Source organism: Mycobacterium sp. (genome assembly GCF_029961025.1).
GTDB lineage: Bacteria > Actinomycetota > Actinomycetes > Mycobacteriales > Mycobacteriaceae > Mycobacterium.
The window spans coordinates 36,044-59,081 of sequence record NZ_JASBVP010000015.1 but is presented as its reverse complement, the minus strand read 5'-3'; the positions used below and the strand labels follow the sequence as shown (position 1 = coordinate 59,081).

Sequence of the window (23,038 nt, the reverse complement as noted above, 5' to 3'; positions counted from 1 at the left end):
GTCGAGACGGTGATCGGGCGCGGCTATGCTGGCGGCGTGAGGCGCGGGAAGATCGTTTGCACTCTCGGCCCCGCCAGCAACACCGACGAGATGGTTCGGGCGCTGGTCGAGGCCGGGATGGACGTTGCCCGACTCAATTTCAGCCACAGCGACTACCAGGAACACAAGGCGGCCTACGAGCGGGTACGGGCCGCCTCGGATGCCACCGGCCGCGCGGTGGGGATACTGGCCGACTTGCAGGGCCCCAAGATCAGGCTGGGGCGCTTCCGCGGGGGGTCCACCTATTGGGCCGAAGGCGAAACGGTGCGTATCACCGTTGCCGACTGTGAAGGCGACCATGATCGGGTGTCGACCACCTACAAGCAGCTGACCAGGGACGCGGCCTGCGGGGACCGCGTTTTGGTCGACGACGGCAACATCGGACTGGTCGTCAAAGACATCGACGGCGACGACGTGGTGTGTACCGTCACCGAGGGCGGCGTGGTGAGCAACAACAAGGGGATGTCGCTGCCCGGGATGAACGTGTCCGCTCCCCCCCTGTCGGACAAAGACATCGAGGATCTCCGGTTTGCGCTCGACCTCGGTGTGGACATGGTGGCGCTGTCTTTCGTGCGCTCGCCGTCCGACATCGAGCTGGTCCACGAGCAGATGGACCGGATCGGACGGCGGGTGCCGGTGATCGCCAAGCTGGAGAAACCGGAAGCCGTCGACAACCTGGAGGCGGTGGTGCTGGCGTTCGACGCCGTGATGGTGGCCCGCGGCGACCTGGGGGTGGAGCTGCCGTTGGAGGAGGTCCCGCTGGTGCAAAAACGGGCCATCCAGATCGCCCGGGAGAACGCTAAGCCGGTGATTGTCGCAACCCAAATGCTCGATTCGATGATTGACAACCCGCGGCCCACCCGGGCCGAGGCGTCCGACGTCGCGAACGCGGTGCTCGACGGTGCCGACGCGCTGATGCTGTCCGGGGAAACCGCCGTCGGGAAGTATCCGCTGGCGGCGGTGCGGACGATGTCGCGGATCGTGTGTGCGGTGGAGGAGAATTCGACGGCGGCACCGCCGCTGACGCACATCCCCCGCACCAAGCGGGGAGTGCTCTCCTATGCCGCCCGGGACATCGGCGAGCGGCTGGACGCCAAGGCCCTGGTCGCGTTCACCCAGTCCGGCGACACCGTGCGGCGCCTGGCCAGGTTGCACACCCCGCTGCCGTTGCTGGCCTTCACCGATCTGCCCGAGATCCGCAGCCAACTGGCCTTGACCTGGGGCACCGAAACGTTCATCGTCCCGCACCAGAATTCCACCGACGGCATGATCCGGGAGGTCGATAAGGCGCTGCTGCAACTCGGCCGCTACCAACGAGGGGACCTGGTGGTGATCGTCGCGGGCGCGCCGCCGGGCACAGTAGGCTCAACTAACCTGATCCATGTGCACCGCATCGGTGAGGAGGACGTCTAATCCGCGATCCGGCGCGGGGCCGACGCACGACCGGCCCGTCTCGCGGAGAGGGCCGGTGCAGCCAGCGATGAGGGAGAAACACACGGCGTCTGACTTCGAGCAACTGCTGGCGGTCCTGGACCTCAGCCCGATCGCCGACGACTTGTTCATCGGCTCGCATCCAAGCAAGAATCCGCCGCGGACGTTCGGCGGCCAGCTGATGGCGCAATCGTTCGTCGCGGCCAGCCGCACCCTGACCCGCGACCTGCCGCCCACCGCGCTGTCGGTGCACTTCATCAACGGCGGCGACACCGCCAAGGACATCGAATTCCGGGTGACCCGGCTGCGCGACGAGCGCCGCTTTGCCAACCGGCGAGTGGACGCGACACAGGACGGCACGCTGCTGGCGTCGGCGATGATCTCGTATCTCTCCGGCGGCCGCAGCCTCGAGCACGGAATCGATCCGCCCGAGGTCGCCCCACCGGACACCCTGCCGCCGGTCACCGAACTGCTGCGCGGCTACGAGGACACCGTTCCGCTCTTCGTCAACGCGCTGCAGCCGATCGATTGGCGCTACACCAACGACCCCACGTGGGTGATGCGCGCCAAAGGCGAGCGGCTGACGTTCAACCGGGTCTGGGTCAAGGCGGGCGGTGTGCTGCCCGACGACCCGGTGCTGCACACCGCGGCGATGGTGTACTGCTCGGACACCACGGTGCTGGACTCGGTGATCACCACCCACGGGCTGTCGTGGGGGGTTGACCGGATTTTCGCCGCGACCACCAACCACTCGGTGTGGTTTCACCGGCCGGTCGACTTCGGCGATTGGGTGCTGTATTCGACGTCGTCACCGGTGGCCGCCGATTCGCGCGGGCTGGGCACCGGGCATTTCTTCGACCGGTGCGGCCGGCTCGTTGCGACCGTGGTGCAGGAAGGTGTCGTGAAGTACTTCCCGGGGCCTGGCCGATAGCCGTCCGGACGCGCACCAGGTATGCGGTGGTCAGCGGCGATCCGATCGGCGGCGAGACGCAGTTTCCGCAGCGGGTCGCCGATTTCGCCGCCATGTGTCGCGTCCGCGGCTGGCGGATCGTGCTGCTGGCCCGCAGCGAGCGGCGGCTGGGGTTGTGGAGCGACCGGGAGGTCATCGGCCGGCCGCTGCGCCGGCTTTCAGCGCGACGCGACCGCCGGTGGCGGCAGCGACATCACCCTGGACGCCCCCCGGAACCGCCGCGGAGCCCCCAACGGCATCGACGAACGGCTTAGCACCGACATGGTGGCAGCGGCCAAAGATGCTGGCGTGCAACGGGTATCCCTGGCGTTCGCGGCCTTCCCGGAACTGTTCGGCGCCGGGAATCGGGGCCTATGTGCTGTTGTCGCTGGAGTTCCTGCCGCGTCGGCGCCGGCTCTAAGGCCCGCGGACGGCTACGGCTACGGCGACGGTGTGGGAGCCGGTGTGATGCTGAATTTCTCCTGGATGCGTTCCCGGAACCGCTCCACGCACCGCTGCTGTTTGACGCTGTCCGAGCCGGCCTTCTGCAAGCAGGTGAGGTAGTCTCCTCCGCCGGCTTCGTGCCACAGGCCCATCCAGATCGGGACGAAGATCACACCGACGACGATCGCGACGATGCCCAGCACGACCCCCGCAACGGCAACCCCGCCGTTGGTGGCTTCACCGCGCCTGACCCGTCTGCGCGCGGCGAGCCCGACGACCGCCGCGGTGGCGCCCACCAGGACACCGCCGAGCACCGACCACACCAGCATCAGCGCGACGATCGCCAGCACCAGCGATGCGATGCCCAGCCCGTTTTTCGGGGCGACCGGTGGCGGAAAAGAGCCGGGATAGGGTTGCCACGAGGGTGGGGGCGAGCCCCCGGGATAGGGGGCCGGCGCGTACGGGTAGGGCTGCGGGGAGTACCCGCCGGACTGCAGGTAGGGCGGTGACGGCGGGGTTTCCGGTGGATTCGTGGGGATTTCGGGTTTACTCGCCGACCCGTCGGAAGGCCTATCAGCGGGTGTGCCCGCGGGTGTCGTCATGACTCGCGCTCCCATCGGTGCCGGCGGATCGAAGGTCAGCGTACCCGGGCGGACCGACTCGTAGGTGCGAACATCCGATGTCGGCGGGCAGCTGATGAGTGGCCACCACAACCGTGCGCTCCGGGGCCAACAGTCCGCCGTGCGGGTCCAGCAGGGCGCGCAGCACACCCTGCGCATCGGCCGCGTCCAGGTGCTCGGCCGGCTCGTCGAGCAAGACGATCCGTGCCGGTGAGATCACCGCGCGGGCCAACAGCAGGCGTCGGCGCTGACCCGCCGAGAGGGCCTGCGCCCCACCGGTCAACACGGTGTCGAGCCCTTCGGGCAGACCGCCCAGCCACCGGCCGAGGCCGACCCGGCGCAGCGCCGCCGTCAGCTCGTCATCGCGGCAGTCCCCGCGAGCGACCAACAGGTTGTCCCGCACGGTGGTGGCGAAGATGTGCGCATCTTCAGCGAAAAAAGTTATCGCTTGACGTAACTCGCTTTCGTTGAGCAGGTTTATGGGAACCCCGTCCAGCAGGACCCGGCCGTGTTGCGGCGCCAGCAGGCCGGCGAGTGTCATCAGCAGCGTCGTCTTGCCCGAGCCGCTGGCGCCGGTGACCGCCAGCCTGGCGCCCGGCGCCAGATCGATTGCCACCCGGTTCTCCGGATGACGGGTGCACACGTCGGCGCGCAGCCGCCCGGTCGGGCGGGGCGGTGCCGGTGCCGTGGCGGTCTCGGCCGGGGGGGCGGGGACCGTCGGCTCGGGGCCGGTGAGGCCGAGCAGTCGGCGCGCCGCGATTCGTGAGCGGGTCAGCTGCACGGCGGCGGCCGGCAACGGCACCGTCGACTCGAACGCGGACAGCGGCAGCAGCATCAGCACCGCCAGGGTGGTGGGTGCGACCGCGGAGGCCAGCCCGATTCCGGCCACGACCGCGCCGAGCACGCTGACGCCGACCGCTGCGGTGGGCATCGCCTCGGCGATGGCAGCCGGCCGCGCGGCGGCGTCGACCGCGAAGCCCCACTCCCGGTGGCGGTGTTGCGACTCGGCGACGAGAGCGGCCAGGGTGCCACCGACACGCAGTTCGGGCGCGTGCTCCAGCGCGATCATCGTGGCCACGTCACGAGCGGAATGATGGTGACGGGCGAGCGCTTCCTGGGCGGCGGCGGCGCGGGCGGCCAGCCAGGGCGACAACCCGCCGGCGATGAGCAGGCAAACCGCCAACACCCCCGCTGCCGACGGTGAGATCGCGGCGATGACCGCGGTCGCCGCCAGCGCCAGCACGGCCGCCACACCGATCGGCAACAACGCGCGCACCAACACATTGGCCAGCTCGTCGACGTCCGCGCCGACCCGCGTGAGCAGTTCGCCGCTGTGCAGGCGGACCGCGGCGTCGGCGGGTCCGTGCGCGAGCCGGTGATAGATCCCGGCGCGGGCCGCGCCCGCCCCGCGCAGCGCGGTGTCGTGGGCGGCCAGTCGCTCCCAATAGTGCAGCACGCCACGGGAAATCGCCAACGCCCGGACCGTGACGGCCGCGATCGTCAGATCCAGCACCGGAGGCATTTGCCAGGCGCGGGTGATCAGCCAGGCCGACACCCCGGCGAGCGCCAGCGCGCTGGCCAGCGACGCCGCCCCCAGCGAGAGCGCAAGCAGGAATCGGGGTAACCGCGGTCGCAGCAGGCGCAACGCCATCAGCAGCGGATCAGACCGGCGCATGACGCGCTTCCCCTCCGACCACCTCGACGACGTGGTCACCGATCGCCAGGACGCGGGGGCGATGACCGACGACCACCACGGTGGCGCCGGCGCGTGCCCGCGCCACGATGGCCCGCAGCACCCGATCCTCGGTCGCGGCGTCCAGGTGGGCGGTCGGCTCGTCGAGCAGCAGCACCGGGGCGGGCGATCCCAGGGCACGGGCCAGGCCGAGCCGTTGCCGCTGACCCAGCGAGAGTCCGGCGCCGCCGCGCCCGAGGGCGGTATGCAGCCCGTCGGGCAGCTCCTTCAGCACGGAGTCGAATCCCGATGCCGCGCACGCGGCGTCGATGTCGACGAGGTCGCCGAACAACCTCAGATTGGCGGCGACGGAACCCGGGATCAGCATCGGGCGCTGCGGCAGCCAGGACAGCTGCCGCCACCAGGCGGCCGGGTCAAGATCGGCGACATCCACCCCGGCCACGCTGATGCGCCCCGAGGACGGCGTGGTCAGTCCCGCGATCGCCTGCAGGGCCGTGCTTTTCCCCGCGCCGTTCGGCCCGGTCAGCACGGTCACCCGGCCCGGTTCGATCACCGCGGTGAGATCGCGCGGCGAGGGCCCGTCGCGGCCCTCGACGGTCAGTCGCTCGAGGTGGATCACCGCGCCCCGCGCGGATACCGTCAACCGTCCCCGCCTTGCCGGCGTCGGGGTGTCGATGAGCGCGAGGGCTTGGTCGGCCGCGGCTCTCCCATCCTCGGCGGCATGGAATTCCACACCGATCCGCCGTAGCGGCCAGTACACGTCCGGCGCCAGCAACAACACCGTCAACCCGGTCGCCAGGGTCATCCCGCCGAACACCAGGCGCAGGCCGATTCCGACCGCAATCAGGGCCACACCCAAGGTGGCCAGCAGCTCGAGCACCAGGGCCGACAGAAACGCAATCCGCAGCGCCGCCATCGTCGAGCGGCGATGGGCGCCAGCCAGTTCCGCGATGCGGTGCTCAGGCCCGCTGGCGCGCCCGAGCGCCCGCAGCGTCGGCAGTCCGGCGATCAGATCCAGCAGCCGGGCCTGCAGTGTGGTCATCGCCGCCAGCGCGCCCGCCGACCGTTCGGCGGTTGCCAGACCGATCAGCACCATGAATATCGGTATCAACGGAAGCGTGATCACCGCGATCGCAGCCGATTTCACGTCATAGACCGCGATCACGGCGACCGTAGCCGGAGTCAGGATCGCGGCCAGCAGCAATGACGGCAGGTATGTGGTGAAGTAGGGACGCAACCCGTCGAGGCCACGCGTCACCACCGCGGCGGCGAGATCGCGCTGGGCGACCAGCGTGCGGGGTTCTCGGGCCGTCACCGCCGTCAGCACTTGAGCGGTGAGCTCGGCGATCGCCGCGCTGGCGCCCCGCTGGCCCAGGCGCGCCTGAATCCAACGGGTCGCGGTGCGAATTCCCCACAGTATCAGCAGCATTGACAGTGGCCACAGCCAAAAGTGCAGGCTGCGCCGGGACGGATCGGTGATGACGCCGGCGACCATGTGCGCCAACACGATCGCCGACGCGACGGCACAACCCGAGATCACCGCACCGCAGGCCACCGTGGCGGCCAGGAAACGGCGCAGCGTGCTCGACGCTCGCCACAGCCGTGGATCGAGGGGGGCTCGGCGGTTTCGGCTCAGGACACGTGCCTCGCCAGACCGATCGACGGGGGGATGTTCTCGGCCGAGATCCGCTGCCGGAAAACCCAATACGTCCACCCTTGATAGGCAATGACAAGGGGAACCAAGGTGAGCGACGCCCACGTCATGATCTTCAGGGTGTAGCCGGTCGACGAGCCGTTGTAGATCGTCACACCCCAGGCCGGGTTGAGGGTCGACGGCAGCAGATTCGGGTACAGTGAGCCGAAGAGCAGCACTGCCACCCCGGCGATCACCACCGTCATCGCGAAAAACGCTGCGCCCTCGCGGCCTTGGACGCGCATCAGCATCACAGCGGTGAGCAGCGCGAGGACCGCGACGCCCAGCGCCGGCCATGTCCAGGGCTTGCCGTAGCCCAGTTGGGTCCACAGCCCGAAGCTGCCCGCCAGCACCACAGCCGGCGCGGAGAGCCACCGCGCGAACCGAAACGCGGTGTCGCGCACCGATCCCCCGGTTTTCAGCGCGCTGAACACCGCGCCATAGAACAAAAACAGCGCCGCCGTCGCCAGCCCGCCGAGCAGTGTGTAGGCGTTGAGCACATCGCCGATCCCCGGGTGCACCCGGTGCGCTGCGTCGATCGGCAGCCCGCGCACCAGGATCGCGAACGCCACACCCCACAGCACCGCGGGCAGCCAGGATCCGGCCGCGATGCCGAAGTCGGCCCAGGCCCGCCATTTCGGGTCGTCGATCTTGCCGCGCCACTCGATTGCGACCGAGCGCACGATCATCCCGAACAGGATCGCCAGCAGCGGGAGATACAACGCCGAGAACAGCGCCGCATACCAGTTCGGAAACGCCGCGAACATCGCCGCACCCGCGGTGATTAACCACACCTCATTGCCGTCCCACACCGGACCGATGGTGTTAAGCAGGGCGCGGCGGTTGGCCTCGGGATCGCCCGGCCCGACCATTCCGACCGGCGCCATCAGCATCCCGACGCCGAAGTCGAAGCCCTCGAGGATCAAAAACCCCAAAAACATCGCCGCGATGATCACGAACCACAGCTGTTGCAATCCCACTGCGAGTCAACCCCTTTCAGTAGGCGAACGACAGTGGCGCGACCTCGGCCTCGCCCGGCGGCCGCGGCGGCGCCGGCTCGGCGTCGTGTTCTTGCGGACCCTCCAGTACGTAGCGGCGGATCAGGAAGAACCACAGCACCGCCAGCACCCCGTAGACGAGGGTGAAGACCACCAAAGATGTCATCACCGTCGACGAGGTGACAGGGGAGACCCCGCCGTTTACGGTGAGGCGCACCGCCTGGTCGCCGGTCGGGTTGGGCGCGACCACCCACGGCTGGCGGCCCATCTCGGTGAACACCCACCCCGCTTCACACGCCAGAAACGGTGTGGGAATGCTGAGCACACCCAATCGCCCCAGCCACCGCTGATCGGGAACCCGGCCCCGGCGGGTGACCCACAGCGCCGCCAACGCGAAGAGCACCGGGATCGCCAGCAAGCCGATCATGATCCGAAACGACCAATAGGTCACGAACAGGTTGGGCCGGTAATCGCCGGGCCCGAAACGGCTCTGATACTGCCGCTGCAGATCTTCCACACCCTGCAGGGTGACGCCGCTGAACTTGCCTTCGGCGAGAAACGGCAGCACGTAGAGGGCCGTGACGACGCGGGTGACACTTTCGCAGTTGTTGTGCGTGCCGATGGTCAGGATCGAAAAGCTCGGATCGGTTTCGGTGTGGCACAACGATTCGGCCGACGCCATTTTCATCGGCTGCTGGCGAAACATCAGTTTGCCCTGAGTGTCCCCGGTGGGGTACAGCAACACCACCGCCGTCAGGAGAACCAGAACGCTGCTGGCGATGGTGGCCGGTCGGAACATGCTGCGGGCCTGCTCGGCCGCGTCGGCGGCGTGCTTGTGCTCGCGGACCATCAACCAGGCCGACACCCCGGCGACGAACGTGCCGGCGGTGAGCAACGACGCGGTGACGGTGTGCAAAAACGCCCAGATGGCGGTGTTGTTGGTCAACAGGGCGCCGAAGTCGGTCAGTTCGGCGCGGCCGGTGCGCGGGTTGAAGCGGGCGCCGACCGGGTGCTGCATGAAGGCGTTGGCGGTGATGATGAAAAACGCGGACGATTCCACCCCGATCGCCACGATCCAGATGGTGGCCAGGTGCAGCCACCGGGGCAGCCGGCCCCAGCCGAAGATCCACAGCCCGATGAACGTCGATTCGAAGAAGAACGCGATCAACCCTTCGAACGCCAGCGGGGCCCCGAAAATGTCCCCGACGAAGCGGGAGTACTCGCTCCAGTTCATCCCGAACTGGAACTCCTGCACGATCCCGGTCGCCACCCCGATCGCGAAGTTGATCAAAAACAGTTTGCCGAAGAACTTGGTGAGGCGATACCAAGCGGTGTTGCCGGTGACCATCCACACGGTCTGCATCACCGCCAGGATCGGGGCCAAGCCCATGGTGAGCGGCACGAAGATGAAGTGGTAGACGGTGGTGATACCGAACTGCCACCGTGACATGTCGACGACGTTCATCTGCCATCTCCCAGGGACGCGGTGCTACCACATAGTACTACGACATAATGTAGTAAATAGCTCCGGCACCCCGGCGGGCCGGTCACGCCGGGGCTTCTTTCGACGCGGCTTCCGGCACCGCACCGGTGATCGCCTTGATCGCGGTGCGCATGCCAAACCCCGACACCACCTCGAATACCCCGATGACGACGAGCCAGATGCCGACGACCAGCGTCAGTATCTCCAACGAGGTGAACGGCGAAGCCAGCATGACGATGCCGGCTAACAGGCTGATCACACCGAGGAAAATCGCCCAGCCGCGGCCCGGGAGCGCAGCGTCGCCGATGGCGGACACCGACGTTGCCACGCCGCGAAAGATGAATCCGACGCCAATCCAAATCGCCAACAGCAGAACGGAGTTAGCAAGACTGCGAAAGCACAGCAGCGCCAAAATCAGCGATGCCGCCCCGCTGATGAGCAGCAGCACCCGCCCGCCGGTGGACACCCGCAGGGCGAAGGCGAAAACGACCTGCGCGATGCCGGTGATCAGCAGGTAGGCGCCGAAAACGATGGCAGCGACCAGGATAGATTTCCCCGGCCAAACCACTACCGCAATACCCAAGGCCAGCGCCAGAAAGCCCGAGACCAGGGTGGACTTCCACAGGTGCGGCAACAAGATTGGGACCGCCTGGGTTTCCATGAACCCAGTGTCCCACATACCTCGGGTCAGCGCGCCCGGTTCCCGGCGGCTCGCTGGCGGGACGCGTCGTTGGGCGCTGCCGCAAGCGGTCCGGCCCAACCGGTGTCGTCTTTGCGGCCGACCAGGTACCAGGTGCGCATCACGCCTTTTCCCTTGACCTGCACGGCGCCCCGCTCTTGCAGCACGAAGTCGTTTTTCAGCCGTTCGTAGACGGCCTCGGGCACGTGAATCCGCCCGATCGAATCGGTGGCCTGCATCCGGGATGCGACGTTGACCGCGTCGCCCCACACGTCATAAAAGAACCGGCGCGAACCCACGACCCCGGCGACCACCGGGCCGGTGGCCAGGCCGATGCGCAGCGGCAGGCCGTTGCCGTCCGCGTCCTGCAGTCGGCCGGCGGCGTCGGCCATGTCGAGCGCCAGCGCGGCCAGCGCCTCGAGGTGATCGGGCCGCGGGTGGGGGACCCCGCTGACCACCATGTAGGAATCCCCGCTGACTTTGATCTTCTCCAGGCCGTGCCGCTCAACCAGCGCGTCGAAGGCGCTATACACCCGGTCGAGGAACCGGATCAGCGTGTCGGGGGCCATGTCGCTCGCCTTCTCGGTGAAATCGGCGATGTCGGCGAACAGCACCGAGGCCTCGTCGTACCGGTCGGCGATAATGCCGTGCGTCGGGTCTTTCAGCCGGTCGGCGATGCTGGCCGGCATGATGTTGGCCAGCAGCGCCTCGGATCGTTGGTATTCCCGCTCTCGGGCCGCTTCGGCGCGGGCGGCGTCGCGCAGCGCGTACCACACCGTGACAACCACCATCACGCACGCGGAGACGGTGGTCAAAACGAAGCCCAGCGACTGCACCCAGGCAGGCTTAAGCCCGGTGTCGCGCGGGACGAGGAATTCGAGGGTGATCACCAAACCGGCGGCGACGGCCGCCAGGGCCGCCGCCAGACCGATCCGGTCGATGCCCAGCAGCAACACCACCAGACAGGCCGCGACCAGGAAAAAGAACTGCAAACCCGAGCCGGTGCCCAGGGCCGCGCAGTTGATGAAGATCGCCGCGTACGCGGTGCCGAAAAACGTCAGCGGCCCGACCAGTTCCCCGAACCGGTGCAGCAGCGGCACCACCGCGAAGATCACGGCGGCGACCAGGCTGATCACCTGAACCCACCAAAGCACCGGCCGGGCAAAGAAGCCGACGACGATCAGGATGGCGCTTATCGCCGCCGCGAGCGTGGCGCTGACGTTGAGCACCCGCCGCCGGCGTGCGGCGCTGTCGGCGACGATCCGGGCGCGGGGCCGCGTCGGTGTCGTCGCGATGCCGCCCCGCGCGGGCAGCGAACCCGCCGTGCACGGGGTACCGCGCTCGTCAGCGGCCACGGCAAAAGCCTAACCGGTGGACCCGACGGTGTCGGCGCGTCATGTCGGGGGATCCGGCGGCCCGTCGGTCAGCCACTGCGACGGGCGGTGCGGCACCAGCGTGCCGTTGGGCATGATGTGCGCCACCGGGTGGCCGTCGCGGACGGCCAGGTCCGCGATCATCCGGCGGTGGCAGCGCCACCACAACGGCTCCCCGCACATGATGGCCACCCGAAAGCTGCCGGCGTCCTGCAGCAGCCGCCGGTAGGCATCCTGAAAAGCCGGGGTGCGGGTGTGGGCGGCGTAGTTGGCGAACGCCGGGTTGCGCCACCACCGGTCACCCGGTGCCGGGGTGGCCGGCGGTGGACGGCGGCCACCGAGCCCGGGTTCGTGGCGGTAGCCGATCCCCGCCGCACCCAGCCAGTGCGGCATTGCCTGCTTGGACACGTCGGGGTTGCGCCGTGACCCCGGGAAGCTTCGCACGTCGACCACCAGGTCGATGCCGTGCTCGCGAAGCAGGGCGGTGAGTTCAGCGGCGGTCTTCGCGCCGTGGCCGATGGTGAAAAGCATTGGTTGACCGTCGTGCCCTCGGTGGGATTCGAACCCACACTGTCGGGGTTTTGAGTCCCGTTCCTCTGCCAGTTGGGATACGAGGGCCCAATCGGCTCCGGCCTCCCACCATAAAGGATGCTGGCGATCGCCGGTCGCCCAGCGGCCCGGGGTCGCCGTGAGCTGCCGCCCACTGCCACAATGTGCTCATGACCGCCCCGCCGACCGACGCCGCCCCCTCCCGACGGGTGCTGATCGCCGAGGATGAGGCGCTCATCCGGCTGGACCTGGCCGAGATGCTGCGGGAAGAGGGCTATGACGTCGTCGGGGAAGCCGCCGACGGGCAGGAGGCCGTGGATTTGGCCGGCCGGCTCAAACCCGACCTGGTGATCATGGACGTCAAGATGCCCCGTCGGGACGGGATCGATGCCGCTTCGGAGATCGCCCGCAAGCGCATCGCGCCGATCGTCGTGCTGACCGCGTTCAGCCAGCGCGATCTGGTGGAGCGGGCCCGCGATGCGGGGGCGATGGCCTATCTGGTAAAGCCGTTCACCATCAGCGACCTGGTTCCTGCCATCGAGCTGGCGGTCAGCCGGTTTGCCGAGATCACCGCGCTGGAACGCGAGGTGGCGACGCTCGCCGAGCGGCTGGAAACCCGCAAGCTGGTCGAACGGGCCAAAGGCCTGCTGCAGACCAAGCAGGGCATGACCGAGCCGGAGGCGTTCAAGTGGATTCAGCGCGCGGCCATGGACCGGCGCACCACCATGAAACGGGTGGCTGAAGTGGTGCTGGACACGCTCGGCACCCCCCAGGACGCGCCGCCGGGCGAACGCTAACCCGCGATGCGGAATCGCTTGACGCGCGATGTCATCCCGGAGACCAGTTCCACCCGGGCGCGCGGCACCCGCAGGTGTTCGGCCAGCACCCGGATAACGGCCGCGTTGGCCCTGCCGTCAGCGGCCGGTTCGCGCACGTAGATCGTCAGCGCGCCGTCGGCGCCGATTTCCACCAGCGGTCCTTTACGGCTCCCGGGTTTGACCGTGACCACGAGGGTTCTCGTGTGTCCCATAACCGCCACCACCTCATCGGGCCCGCCGTGATCACCGGCCGACGCCGCGTCCGACGCCGGCCCGCTGTGCATAGAGTAGGGCCGTGAGCCCAGCCAATGCCCCCCCGGCCGGCCGGTTGGCGCGGACCCCGGGTGCCGCAACCGCCGGCGAGGACAAACCCACCCTGCTGTTGCTGGACGGTAATTCGCTGGCCTACCGCGCCTTCTACGCGCTGCCCGCGGAGAACTTCAAAACCGCAGGCGGGCTGACCACCAACGCCGTCTACGGGTTCACCGCGATGCTGATCAACCTGCTGCGCGACGAATACCCGACCCACGTGGCCGCGGCGTTCGACGTGTCGCGGCAGACCTTTCGCTCCGATCGCTACCCGCAGTACAAGGCCAACCGGTCGGCCACCCCCGATGAGTTTCACGGCCAGATCGACATCACCAAGGAGGTGCTTACCGCGTTGGGCATCACCGTGCTGGCCGAGCCGGGTTTCGAAGCCGACGACATCATCGCGACACTGGCCACCCAGGCCGAAGACGAGGGGTTTCGGGTGCTGGTGGTCACCGGTGACCGCGACGCGCTGCAACTGGTGAGCGACAACGTGACGGTGCTTTACCCGCGCAAGGGCGTCAGCGACCTGACCCGCTTCACCCCCGACGCCGTCGTCGAGAAATACGGGCTTACCCCCGAGCAGTACCCGGACTTTGCCGCGCTTCGCGGCGACCCCAGCGACAACCTGCCCGGCATCCCCGGGGTGGGCGAGAAGACCGCCGCGAAATGGATCGCCGAATACGGTTCGCTGCAGGCGCTGGTCGACAACGTCGATTCGGTGCGCGGCAAGGCGGGGGACGCCCTGCGGGCGCACCTGGCCGGCGTGGTACGCAACCGCGAGCTCACCCGCCTGATCCGTGACGTGCCGCTGGCGCAGACACCGGACACGCTGCGGCTGCGCCCCTGGGACCGTGACGCCATCCACCGGCTGTTCGACCAGCTGGAATTCCGGGTGTTGCGCGACCGGCTTTTCGAGACGCTGGCCGCCGTCGAGCCGGAGGTCGAGGAGGGGTTCGAGGTGCGCGGTGCGGCGCTGGCGCCCGGCACCGTCCGGCGATGGTTGGCCGGGCACGCCGGCGATGGGCGCCGATCCGGGTTGGCGGTGGTCGGCACGCACGTTCCTTACGGCGCGGACGCCACCGCGCTCGCGATCGCGGCCGCCGACGGGGACGGCGGTTATATCGACACCACCACGCTGACCCCCGACGACGACGCGGCGCTGGGGGACTGGTTGGCCGACCCCGAAAAACCCAAAGCGCTGCATGAGGCCAAGCCGGCCATCCACGACCTCGCCGGGCGGGGCTGGACGCTGAACGGCATCACCTCCGACACCGCGCTGGCCGCCTACCTGGTCCGCCCGGGACAGCGCAGCTTCACGCTCGACGACCTTTCGCTGCGCTACCTGCACCGCGAGCTGCGCGAGGACGGTTCTGAGCCACAGCAGCTTTCGCTTCTCGATGACACCGACAAGCCGGACGGCCAAGCGGCGCGGACCACGATCCTGCGCGCCCGGGCGGTGGCAGACCTGGCCGACGCGCTGGACGCCGAGCTGGCCCGCATCGACTCCACCGCGTTGCTGATGGAGATGGAGCTGCCCGTGCAACGGGTGCTGGCAGGCATGGAGGCCGCGGGCATCGCGGTCGACACCGACCTGCTCAGCAGGCTGCAAAGCCAGTTCGCCCACCAGATCCGCGACGCCGCCGAAGCGGCGTACGCCGTGATCGGCAAGCAGATCAACCTCGGCTCACCCAAACAGCTGCAGGTCGTGCTGTTCGACGAACTGGATATGCCGAAAACCAAACGGACCAAGACCGGCTACACCACCGACGCCGACGCCCTGCAGTCGCTGTTCGACAAGACCGGGCACCCCTTCCTCGAGCACCTGCTCGCCCACCGGGACGCCACCAGGCTCAAAGTCACGGTCGACGGGCTGCTGAATTCGGTGGCCGCCGACGGGCGCATCCACACCACGTTCAACCAGACGATCACGGCGACGGGCCGGCTGTCCTCGACCGACCCGAACCTGCAGAACATCCCGATCCGCACCGACGCCGGCCGCCAAATCCGCGACGCCTTCGTCGTCGGTGACGGCTACGCCGAGCTGATGAGCGCCGACTACAGCCAGATCGAGATGCGCATCATGGCGCATCTCTCCGGTGACGCGGGCCTCATCGAGGCCTTCCGCACCGGGGAGGATCTGCACTCCTTCGTCGCGTCGCGGGCCTTCGGGGTGCCGATCGAGGAGGTGACACCCGAATTGCGGCGCCGCGTCAAGGCGATGTCCTACGGGCTGGCCTACGGGCTGAGCGCTTTTGGGCTTGCCGCCCAGCTGAAGATCTCCACCGAAGAGGCGAAAGCGCAGATGGAGACGTACTTCGCCCGGTTCGGCGGGGTGCGGGACTATCTGCGCGCCGTGGTGGAGCAGGCCCGCAAGGACGGTTACACCTCGACCATCTTGGGGCGCCGGCGCTACCTGCCCGAGCTGGACAGCAGCAACCGTCAGGTGCGTGAAGCCGCCGAGCGCGCGGCGCTCAACGCGCCGATTCAGGGCAGTGCGGCCGACATCATCAAGGTGGCCATGATCGGGGTCGACCGGGCACTGAAAGCGGCGGGCTTGGCCTCGCGCATGCTGCTGCAGATCCACGACGAGCTGCTGTTGGAAGTCGCTCCCGGCGAGCGGGAGCGACTCGAGGCGCTGGTGCGCGAGAAGATGGGCAGCGCTTACCCGTTGGACGTGCCGCTGGAGGTGTCGGTGGGCTACGGCCGCAGCTGGGACGCCGCCGCCCACTGAGCCGGCGGCCGCCGGCCGGCCCTGGTGTCGCTGGACACCTCTCGGGGTCGCCTGGCCGGGTCGGCCGCCCGGGCGAACTGCGGCCCACCCGTAGCCGTAGCGTTACCCGCGGCGCACGGGCCGGGTTTGGCCTGGCCGCGCCGAGTCGAGTAGCCTCGACGAGTAACTCAAATCTGTCCCTACGACCACGTCCGTCCGGAGCACCCCAACAATATGCCAAGTCCCTCCGTCACCTCGCCCCAGGTCGCCGTCAACGACATCGGCTCGAGCGAGGATTTTCTCGCCGCCATCGACAAGACGATCAAATACTTCAACGATGGCGACATCGTGGAAGGGACCGTGGTCAAGGTCGACCGTGACGAGGTCCTTTTGGACATCGGCTACAAAACCGAAGGGGTCATCCCCGCGCGCGAGCTGTCCATCAAACACGACGTCGACCCGCATGAGGTGGTGTCCGTCGGCGACCGGATCGAGGCGTTGGTGCTGACCAAGGAGGACAAGGACGGTCGGCTGATCCTGTCCAAGAAGCGCGCCCAATACGAGCGGGCGTGGGGCACCATCGAGGCGCTCAAGGAGAAGGACCAGGCGGTCAAGGGCACCGTGATCGAGGTGGTCAAGGGCGGCCTGATCCTCGACATCGGGTTGCGTGGCTTCCTGCCGGCCTCGCTGGTCGAGATGCGGCGGGTCCGCGATCTGCAGCCCTACATCGGCAGGGAACTCGAGGCCAAGATCATCGAGCTGGACAAGAACCGCAACAACGTCGTGCTCTCCCGGCGGGCCTGGCTGGAGCAGACCCAGTCCGAGGTGCGCACCGAGTTCCTCCACCAGCTGCAGAAGGGCGCCATCCGAAAGGGTGTGGTGTCATCGATCGTCAACTTCGGCGCGTTCGTCGACCTCGGGGGTGTCGACGGTTTGGTGCACGTCTCTGAGTTGTCCTGGAAGCACATCGACCATCCCTCCGAGGTGGTGCAGGTGGGCGACGAGGTTACCGTCGAGGTGCTCGACGTCGATATGGATAGGGAACGGGTGTCGTTGTCGCTGAAAGCGACTCAGGAAGATCCGTGGCGGCACTTCGCCCGCACGCACGCGATCGGCCAGATCGTTCCCGGCAAGGTCACCAAACTGGTGCCCTTCGGGGCGTTCGTCCGCGTCGAGGAGGGTATCGAGGGCCTGGTGCACATCTCCGAACTGTCGGAGCGGCACATCGAGGTCGCCGACCAGGTGGTCAGCGTCGGCGACGAGGTGATGGTCAAGGTCATCGACATCGATCTGGACCGTCGGCGGATCTCGTTGTCGCTCAAGCAGGCTAACGAGGACTACACCGAGGAGTTCGACCCGGCCAAATACGGCATGGCCGACAGCTACGACGAGCAGGGCAACTACATCTTCCCCGAAGGATTCGATCCGGAGACCAACGAATGGCTTGAGGGCTTTGAAAAGCAGCGTGCCGAGTGGGAGGCGCGCTACGCCGAGGCCGAGCGCCGGCACAAGATGCACACCGCGCAAATGGAGAAATTCGCCGCCGCCGCGGATGCGGCCGCCCGCGCCGATGCCGGCCAGCCCCCGGCCAACAGTTCCCCGTCCGAGGATGCCAACGCCGGGAAGCTCGCCAGCGAAGCCCAACTGGCCGCGTTGCGGGAGAAGCTCGCCGGCAGCGCATAGCGGCGGGCGCCCGGTTTCGTCCAGATGCTGCGAATCGGGCTGACCGGCGGTATCGGTGCCGGTAAGTCGGTGGTGGCGGCTACGTTCGCGGAATGCGGCGGGGTCGTTGTCGACGCCGACGTCATCGCCCGTGAGGTGGTCGAGCCCGGCACCGAAGGATTGGCGGCGCTGGTCACCACGTTCGGCACCGATATCCTGCGTCCCGACGGGACTCTGGATCGGGCGGCGTTGGCGGCCAGGGCTTTCCGTGATGACACCACCCGGGCTGCGCTCAATGGGATCGTTCATCCGCTGGTGGCCCGGCGCCGCGCGGAGATCATCGCGGCCGTGCCCGAAGATGCGGTTGTCGTGGAGGACATTCCGCTGCTGGTGGAATCCGGTATGGCTCCGCTGTTTGCGTTGGTGGTTGTGGTCTATGCCGATGCCGAACTGCGAGTGCAGCGGCTGGTCGAACAACGCGGCATGACCGAAACCGACGCCCGTGCCAGGATCTCCGCGCAGGCCGATGACGACCAGCGCCGGGCGGTGGCCGATGTCTGGCTGGATAACTCGGGTAGCCTGCCCGCACTGACCGAGGCGGCCCGCGCGGTGTGGCATCACCGGATCCTGCCGTTCGCCCGCAACCTGAGCGCACACCGGGCGGTGCGTCCGCCGGTGGCGCTGACACCCGCCGATCCGGTCTGGCCGCAGCAGGGGCGGCGCATCGTCGCTCGCATAGCGACGGCGTGCGGGGCGAAAGCATTGCGGGTGGACCATATCGGATCGACCGCGCTGCCCGGGCTGGACGCCAGAAATGCGATCGATATCCAGGTCACCGTCGAATCACTGACCGTTGCCGACGACATCGCCCCGCTGCTGCTGCCCGCCGGCTACCCCCGCATCCCCGACATCACCGCCGATGTCGCCACCGCAGATGCCCGCAGCACCGTCGACCGTTATGACCACAGTGACGATCCAACGTTATGGCACAAGCGGATCCACGGTTCTGCCGATCCCGGCAGGCCGACCTGCGTTCATATCCGGGTCGCCGGTTGGCCCAATCAACAGCTCGGGTTGTTGTTCACCGACTGGTTGCGAGCCAATCCCGATGTGCGCGGGGAGTTTCTGACCGTCAAACGGCGGGCCGCGGTGGCATCCGGCGGCGATCCCGCTCGCTACACCGCCGCCAAAGAGCGGTGGTTTGGCGCCGCCTACCACCGGGCGTGGGAGTGGGCCGACGCGAGCGGCTGGCGACCCTAACCCCGCACCGGCACTGCCCTGGCGGGCGGGATGCGCGCTCAGGTGAGCGGCGCACCGCACCCCAGCACGCCGTTCATCGGGTCGGTGCTGCCCAGTATCGGTCTGACGAACTGGTCGACCTGCGTGGCGACGGTGTCGTCCACGTCGATCTCGCAGTGCACGTTGGCCGAATACGGCCAGTGGATCGCCACCTGCATGCCCGCTTTCGCCGGATCGGCCAGCACCGTGTTGGCCTCGAACGGGTTTCCGGGCACCGAGCTCAAGGTGGCGGTGTTGACCTGGGTGTCACTGATCCTGAAGGTTGCCTGACTTCCGGGGGCCACTCCGTCGACCCGGGCGATGTAGGTGATGTTGTGCAACTCGTTCTGGGCGTGCGCCGTCACCGGGATTGCCGCGGCGCACATTGCGCCGGCCGTCACCGCGGCGACCGTCACCGATTTGCGCTTGCTGGAGGTCATAACCGCAGACATTACGCGAAACGTCCGAGCCGCAACCGCGGTGTTGCCGTAGGCATCCGCCGCGGTCCACCGAACGCCTCGGGCCGGGGTCATATACCCGCGGCCCGCCAGCTGCTCAACCGCCGGCAGGGGCCGGCCAGCGAGCGGGCGTGGCTGCTCATGTCGGCCCACGGATCGCGTTGGGCGGCGAGTCGTTTGGGCAGATCCCGAATAGTGAACCGGTCGGCTCGCAGATCCCGTTGCTCCAGCTCGTCCCATTCCAGCGGGGTGGCTACCGGCGCGCCGCGGCGGGCCCGCACCGCGTACGGCGCGACCGCGGTCTGCGCGTAGGCGTTGCGCATGACGTCGATGTACACCCGCTCGCCCCGTTGGCTTTTCCGGATCTCGGTGGTGCGGTGCGCGGGATCCTCGGCCGCGACCAGCTCGGCGACGTCGCGAGCGAATTGCCGGGCGGTATCGAAGTCGGTCCCGCGCACCAGGGGGACCACGACGTGCAACCCGCGTGAGCCGGTGGTCTGCAGGTAACACACCAGGCCGAGCTCGGTGAGCAGGTCGGCGAGCGCGCGGGCGGTGGCCCGCACCGCCGAAAACTCGCGCACGGACGGGTCCAGGTCGAAGACCAGCCGGTCCGGCTTGTCGGGGAGGTCCTGGCGGGACAGCCATGCGTGCAGCGTGATGCAGTCCTGGTTGGCCAGCCACAGCAGCGCTTCGCGGCGGTCGGCCACCGGATGCACCACGGTGCCGTCCGCTTTGGTGACCTCGGCGCGGCTCAGCCAGTCTGGCAACGTTTCCGCGAAATCCTGCTGCAGGAAGCCCTGTTCGCCGATTCCACGGGGAAACCGCTGGGCGGTAAGCGGCCTGCCCTTCAGGTGCGGCAGCATCACATCGGCGACCCCGGCGTAGTAGTCGGCGAGGTCGCCCTTGGTGATTCCGTCGGCGGGAAACAGCACCCGGTCCCGGTGGGTGATCTCGACGGTGATGCGGGGCATCAGCTTCAACCGATCCTCTGCCGGCAACGACCGCTAACCGGGATCCGCGGTTGTCGAACGGCCGCCCGGTGCCCGCCGGCGGGCGCGAGAACCACCGCGCCAGCTGATGTCCATACCCAATGTGGCCAACCAGCACTGCAGGTCATAGCCGTGGCGGGACAGCCCGTCGACCGCGCCGACGGCGCGCCGTACCGCCCGTTCGGCGACCTCGGGGGCCAGCAAGCCGTGACGAACGGCCTCCAGCAGCTCGGCGACATCCGTCAGCTCCACCGCGGCGCCGGTACGGACCTCGAGGTCGAGGTAGTAATCTTCGGAGCGCCACACCGCCGGTCCGGGGGTGTATTCGCCGATGTCGAGGTAGTAGTCGTGCTCGGGTTCATAGCCCGGGTTGAAGTGAAAGACCGTGGCGCGCACCCCCAACGACGGCAACAGCCACGACTCCAGATAATGGAACTGGGCACGGCCGGGAGTCGGGCGGGCCAGGTAGAGCCCCCACGGGCGCACGAGGTACACGTCAACGGCGCGGACGACGCCCTTCGGATCGGTGTTGGTGCCCGCACTGAGATCGAATGTTTCGTGCTTCGGCGGATGAATAACGTCAGCTTACTACGCGGGAACGGGCCTGCGGCCCGCGCCGCCACCGGCCTACCCTGGTGGGCATGGCGTTCGCTACCAAACATCCCGTAGTCGCGCACTCGGAATACCGCGCCGTCGAGGACATCGTGCGCAGCGGCGGGCGTTTCCAGGTGGTCAGTCCGCATGCACCGGCCGGAGACCAACCGGCCGCTATCGACGAGCTCGAGCGCCGTCTTAAAGCGGGGGAGAAAGATGTGGTGTTGCTGGGCGCCACCGGAACCGGCAAGTCGGCCACCGCGGCGTGGTTGATCGAGCGGCTGCAACGACCCACCCTGGTGATCGAGCCGAACAAGACGCTGGCCGCCCAGATCGCCAACGAGCTGCGGCAGATGTTGCCGCACAACGCGGTCGAATATTTCGTCTCCTATTACGACTACTACCAGCCCGAGGCGTACATCGCGCAGACCGACACCTACATCGAAAAAGACAGCTCCATCAACGACGACGTGGAACGGCTGCGTCACGCGGCGACCTCGAGCCTGTTATCGCGGCGCGACGTGGTGGTGGTGGCGTCGGTGTCGTGCATCTACGGCCTGGGTACCCCGCAGTCCTACCTGGACCGGTCGGTGCAGCTGAAAGTCGGCGACGAAGTGCCCAGGGATGCGCTGCTGCGGCTGTTGGTCGACGTGCAATACACCCGCAACGACGTGTCGTTCACCCGCGGCTGTTTCCGGGTGCGCGGTGACACCGTCGAGATCATCCCCTCCTATGAGGAGCTGGCCGTTCGGATCGAGTTCTTCGGCGACGAGGTGGAGGCGCTGTATTACCTGCATCCGCTCACCGGTGAGGTGATCCGCAGGGTCGACTCGCTGCGGATCTTCCCGGCGACACACTACGTGGCCGGCCCGGAGCGGATGGCGCAGGCCATTTCCACCATCGAGGAGGAGTTGGCGCAGCGGCTCGCCGAACTGGAAAGCCAGGGCAAGCTGCTAGAGGCGCAGCGGCTGCGCATGCGCACCACCTACGACATCGAAATGATGCGCCAGGTCGGGTTCTGCTCGGGGATCGAAAACTACTCGCGACACATCGACGGGCGCGGGCCCGGCTCACCGCCGGCGACGCTGCTGGACTATTTTCCCGAGGACTTTCTGCTGATCATCGACGAGTCGCACGTCACCGTTCCGCAGATCGGCGGCATGTATGAAGGCGACATCTCTCGCAAACGCAACCTGGTGGAGTACGGCTTCCGGTTGCCCTCAGCCTGCGACAACCGGCCGTTGACCTGGGAGGAGTTCGCTTCCCGGATCGGGCAGACGGTCTACATGTCGGCGACACCGGGGCCCTATGAGCTCAGCCGGACCGGCGGTGAGTTCGTCGAGCAGGTGATTCGGCCCACCGGGCTGGTGGATCCGAAAGTCGTGGTCAAGCCGACCAAGGGCCAGATCGACGACCTGATCGCGGAGATCCGCAAGCGGGCCGAGGCCGACGAGCGGGTGCTGGTGACGACGCTGACCAAAAAGATGGCCGAGGATCTCACCGACTATCTCCTGGAGATGGGGATCCGGGTGCGCTACCTGCACTCGGAGGTCGACACGCTGCGTCGGGTGGAACTGCTGCGCCAGCTGCGGCTCGGCGAGTTCGACGTCCTGGTGGGGATCAACCTGCTGCGCGAGGGTCTCGACCTGCCCGAGGTGTCGCTGGTGTCGATCCTGGACGCGGACAAGGAAGGTTTCCTGCGGTCGACGCGCAGCCTGATCCAGACCATCGGCCGTGCGGCGCGCAACGTCTCCGGTGAGGTGCACCTGTACGCCGACACCATCACCGACTCCATGAGACAGGCCATCGACGAGACCGAACGCCGGCGGGCCAAGCAGATCGCCTACAACGAGCGGCACGGGATCGACCCGCAACCGCTGCGCAAGAAGATCGCCGACATTCTCGACCGGGTCTACACCGAGGCCGCTGATACAGAAGCCACCGACGCCATCCCGATCGGCGGCTCCGGACGCAACATCTCCCGCGGTCGGCGCGCCCAGGGGGAGCCGGGCCGCGCGGTGAGCGCCGGGGTGGTCGAAGGTCGCGACACCGCCAACCTGCCGCGCGCCGAGCTGGCGGACCTGATCAAGGACCTGACCGAGCAGATGATGGCGGCGGCTCGTGACCTGCAGTTCGAGCTGGCCGCGCGGCTCCGCGACGAGATCGCCGACTTGAAGAAGGAACTACGCGCCATGGACGCCGCCGGCCTGAAGTGAGGCCGCCCGAACGCGGTCACCCCGGTTTGCGGGGGAGTCGTTGGCGCAGC

19 protein-coding genes, 1 tRNA gene and 1 pseudogene are annotated in these 23,038 nt (G+C 68.1%); 8 read left to right on the top strand and 13 right to left on the bottom strand.

What is annotated here, in order from left to right; all coding sequences use genetic code 11:
- Positions 1-36 precede the first annotated feature (36 nt).
- The 3 genes and pseudogenes from pyk to QJR12_RS15885 all read left to right on the top strand — a co-directional run.
- Positions 37-1,452, top strand: coding sequence for a pyruvate kinase (gene pyk / locus QJR12_RS15895; protein WP_300584161.1), 1,416 nt, complete (start codon positions 37-39; stop codon positions 1,450-1,452).
- A gap of 67 nt (positions 1,453-1,519) precedes the next feature.
- A complete protein-coding gene (locus QJR12_RS15890) occupies positions 1,520-2,401 on the top strand; it encodes an acyl-CoA thioesterase II (protein WP_300584159.1) in 882 nt (293 codons plus the stop codon).
- Positions 2,398-2,840, top strand: a pseudogene (locus QJR12_RS15885) (phosphatidylglycerol lysyltransferase domain-containing protein); the annotation flags it as partial. The gene QJR12_RS15890 and the pseudogene QJR12_RS15885, both read left to right, overlap by 4 nt.
- Positions 2,841-2,859: 19 nt before the next feature.
- Here QJR12_RS15885 and QJR12_RS15880 read toward each other — a convergent pair.
- The 9 genes from QJR12_RS15880 to QJR12_RS15840 all read right to left on the bottom strand — a co-directional run bounded on the left by QJR12_RS15880 (position 2,860) and on the right by QJR12_RS15840 (position 12,020).
- Positions 2,860-3,465, bottom strand: a complete 606-nt coding sequence (locus QJR12_RS15880; protein WP_300584157.1) for a DUF4190 domain-containing protein — start codon at positions 3,463-3,465, stop codon at positions 2,860-2,862.
- Positions 3,437-5,158: a thiol reductant ABC exporter subunit CydC gene (gene cydC, locus QJR12_RS15875; RefSeq protein ID WP_300584155.1), complete on the bottom strand. Its 1,722-nt coding sequence runs from the start codon at positions 5,156-5,158 to the stop codon at positions 3,437-3,439. The genes QJR12_RS15880 and cydC overlap by 29 nt, the downstream gene beginning before the upstream one ends.
- Positions 5,145-6,755 carry a thiol reductant ABC exporter subunit CydD gene (gene cydD, locus QJR12_RS15870; protein ID WP_300584271.1) on the bottom strand — a complete coding sequence of 537 codons (1,611 nt, stop codon included), beginning with the start codon at positions 6,753-6,755 and terminating at the stop codon, positions 5,145-5,147. Before cydD ends, cydC begins: the two co-directional genes overlap by 14 nt.
- Positions 6,756-6,808: 53 nt before the next feature.
- The gene (gene cydB / locus QJR12_RS15865) at positions 6,809-7,849 is read right to left on the bottom strand and encodes a cytochrome d ubiquinol oxidase subunit II (RefSeq protein ID WP_300584153.1); all 1,041 of its coding nucleotides are present in this window, start codon (positions 7,847-7,849) and stop codon (positions 6,809-6,811) included.
- 16 nt (positions 7,850-7,865) lie between these two features.
- Complete coding sequence (locus QJR12_RS15860) at positions 7,866-9,332, bottom strand: cytochrome ubiquinol oxidase subunit I (RefSeq protein ID WP_300584151.1); 1,467 nt, start codon at positions 9,330-9,332, stop codon at positions 7,866-7,868.
- Between the two features lie 82 nt (positions 9,333-9,414).
- Positions 9,415-10,011: an HdeD family acid-resistance protein gene (locus tag QJR12_RS15855; protein WP_300584149.1), complete on the bottom strand. Its 597-nt coding sequence runs from the start codon at positions 10,009-10,011 to the stop codon at positions 9,415-9,417.
- Positions 10,012-10,037: 26 nt separating this feature from the next.
- The gene (locus QJR12_RS15850; RefSeq protein ID WP_300584269.1) at positions 10,038-11,342 is read right to left on the bottom strand and encodes an adenylate/guanylate cyclase domain-containing protein; all 1,305 of its coding nucleotides are present in this window, start codon (positions 11,340-11,342) and stop codon (positions 10,038-10,040) included.
- A gap of 81 nt (positions 11,343-11,423) precedes the next feature.
- Positions 11,424-11,933 carry a DUF488 domain-containing protein gene (locus QJR12_RS15845; RefSeq protein WP_300584147.1) on the bottom strand — a complete coding sequence of 170 codons (510 nt, stop codon included), beginning with the start codon at positions 11,931-11,933 and terminating at the stop codon, positions 11,424-11,426.
- A 13-nt stretch (positions 11,934-11,946) separates the two neighbouring features.
- A tRNA-Leu gene (locus QJR12_RS15840) sits at positions 11,947-12,020 on the bottom strand.
- Between the two features lie 101 nt (positions 12,021-12,121).
- On the opposite strand from QJR12_RS15840, the gene QJR12_RS15835 reads away from it, so the two are divergent.
- Positions 12,122-12,748, top strand: coding sequence for an ANTAR domain-containing response regulator (locus QJR12_RS15835; protein WP_300584144.1), 627 nt, complete (start codon positions 12,122-12,124; stop codon positions 12,746-12,748).
- Here QJR12_RS15835 and QJR12_RS15830 read toward each other — a convergent pair.
- On the bottom strand, positions 12,745-12,981 hold the full coding sequence (locus tag QJR12_RS15830; RefSeq protein ID WP_300584142.1) for a DUF167 domain-containing protein: 237 nt from the start codon (positions 12,979-12,981) through the stop codon (positions 12,745-12,747). The genes QJR12_RS15835 and QJR12_RS15830 overlap by 4 nt on opposite strands.
- 116 nt (positions 12,982-13,097) lie before the next feature.
- Here QJR12_RS15830 and polA point away from each other — a divergent pair, with 116 nt between their 5' ends.
- From polA to coaE, 3 genes are all read left to right on the top strand, one after another.
- The gene (gene polA / locus QJR12_RS15825) at positions 13,098-15,812 is read left to right on the top strand and encodes a DNA polymerase I (RefSeq protein WP_300584267.1); all 2,715 of its coding nucleotides are present in this window, start codon (positions 13,098-13,100) and stop codon (positions 15,810-15,812) included.
- Between the two features lie 213 nt (positions 15,813-16,025).
- Entirely contained in the window at positions 16,026-17,474 is a 1,449-nt protein-coding gene (rpsA, locus tag QJR12_RS15820) for a 30S ribosomal protein S1 (RefSeq protein ID WP_300584140.1), read from the top strand.
- 24 nt (positions 17,475-17,498) lie between these two features.
- The gene (coaE, locus tag QJR12_RS15815; protein ID WP_300584138.1) at positions 17,499-18,713 is read left to right on the top strand and encodes a dephospho-CoA kinase; all 1,215 of its coding nucleotides are present in this window, start codon (positions 17,499-17,501) and stop codon (positions 18,711-18,713) included.
- A 38-nt stretch (positions 18,714-18,751) separates the two neighbouring features.
- Here the strand turns inward: coaE and QJR12_RS15810 are convergent, their stop codons facing one another.
- The 3 genes from QJR12_RS15810 to QJR12_RS15800 all read right to left on the bottom strand — a co-directional run bounded on the left by QJR12_RS15810 (position 18,752) and on the right by QJR12_RS15800 (position 20,673).
- Positions 18,752-19,171 (bottom strand): hypothetical protein, encoded by a 420-nt coding sequence (locus QJR12_RS15810; protein WP_300584137.1) that lies wholly within the window; start codon positions 19,169-19,171, stop codon positions 18,752-18,754.
- Positions 19,172-19,260: 89 nt separating this feature from the next.
- Positions 19,261-20,160 (bottom strand): non-homologous end-joining DNA ligase, encoded by a 900-nt coding sequence (gene ligD, locus QJR12_RS15805; protein WP_300584135.1) that lies wholly within the window; start codon positions 20,158-20,160, stop codon positions 19,261-19,263.
- Positions 20,161-20,193: 33 nt separating this feature from the next.
- Positions 20,194-20,673, bottom strand: a complete 480-nt coding sequence (locus QJR12_RS15800; RefSeq protein WP_300584133.1) for a DUF402 domain-containing protein — start codon at positions 20,671-20,673, stop codon at positions 20,194-20,196.
- Between the two features lie 146 nt (positions 20,674-20,819).
- Here QJR12_RS15800 and uvrB point away from each other — a divergent pair, with 146 nt between their 5' ends.
- Positions 20,820-22,988, top strand: a complete 2,169-nt coding sequence (gene uvrB, locus QJR12_RS15795) for an excinuclease ABC subunit UvrB (RefSeq protein WP_300584131.1) — start codon at positions 20,820-20,822, stop codon at positions 22,986-22,988.
- The last annotated feature ends 50 nt before the right edge of the window (positions 22,989-23,038 follow it).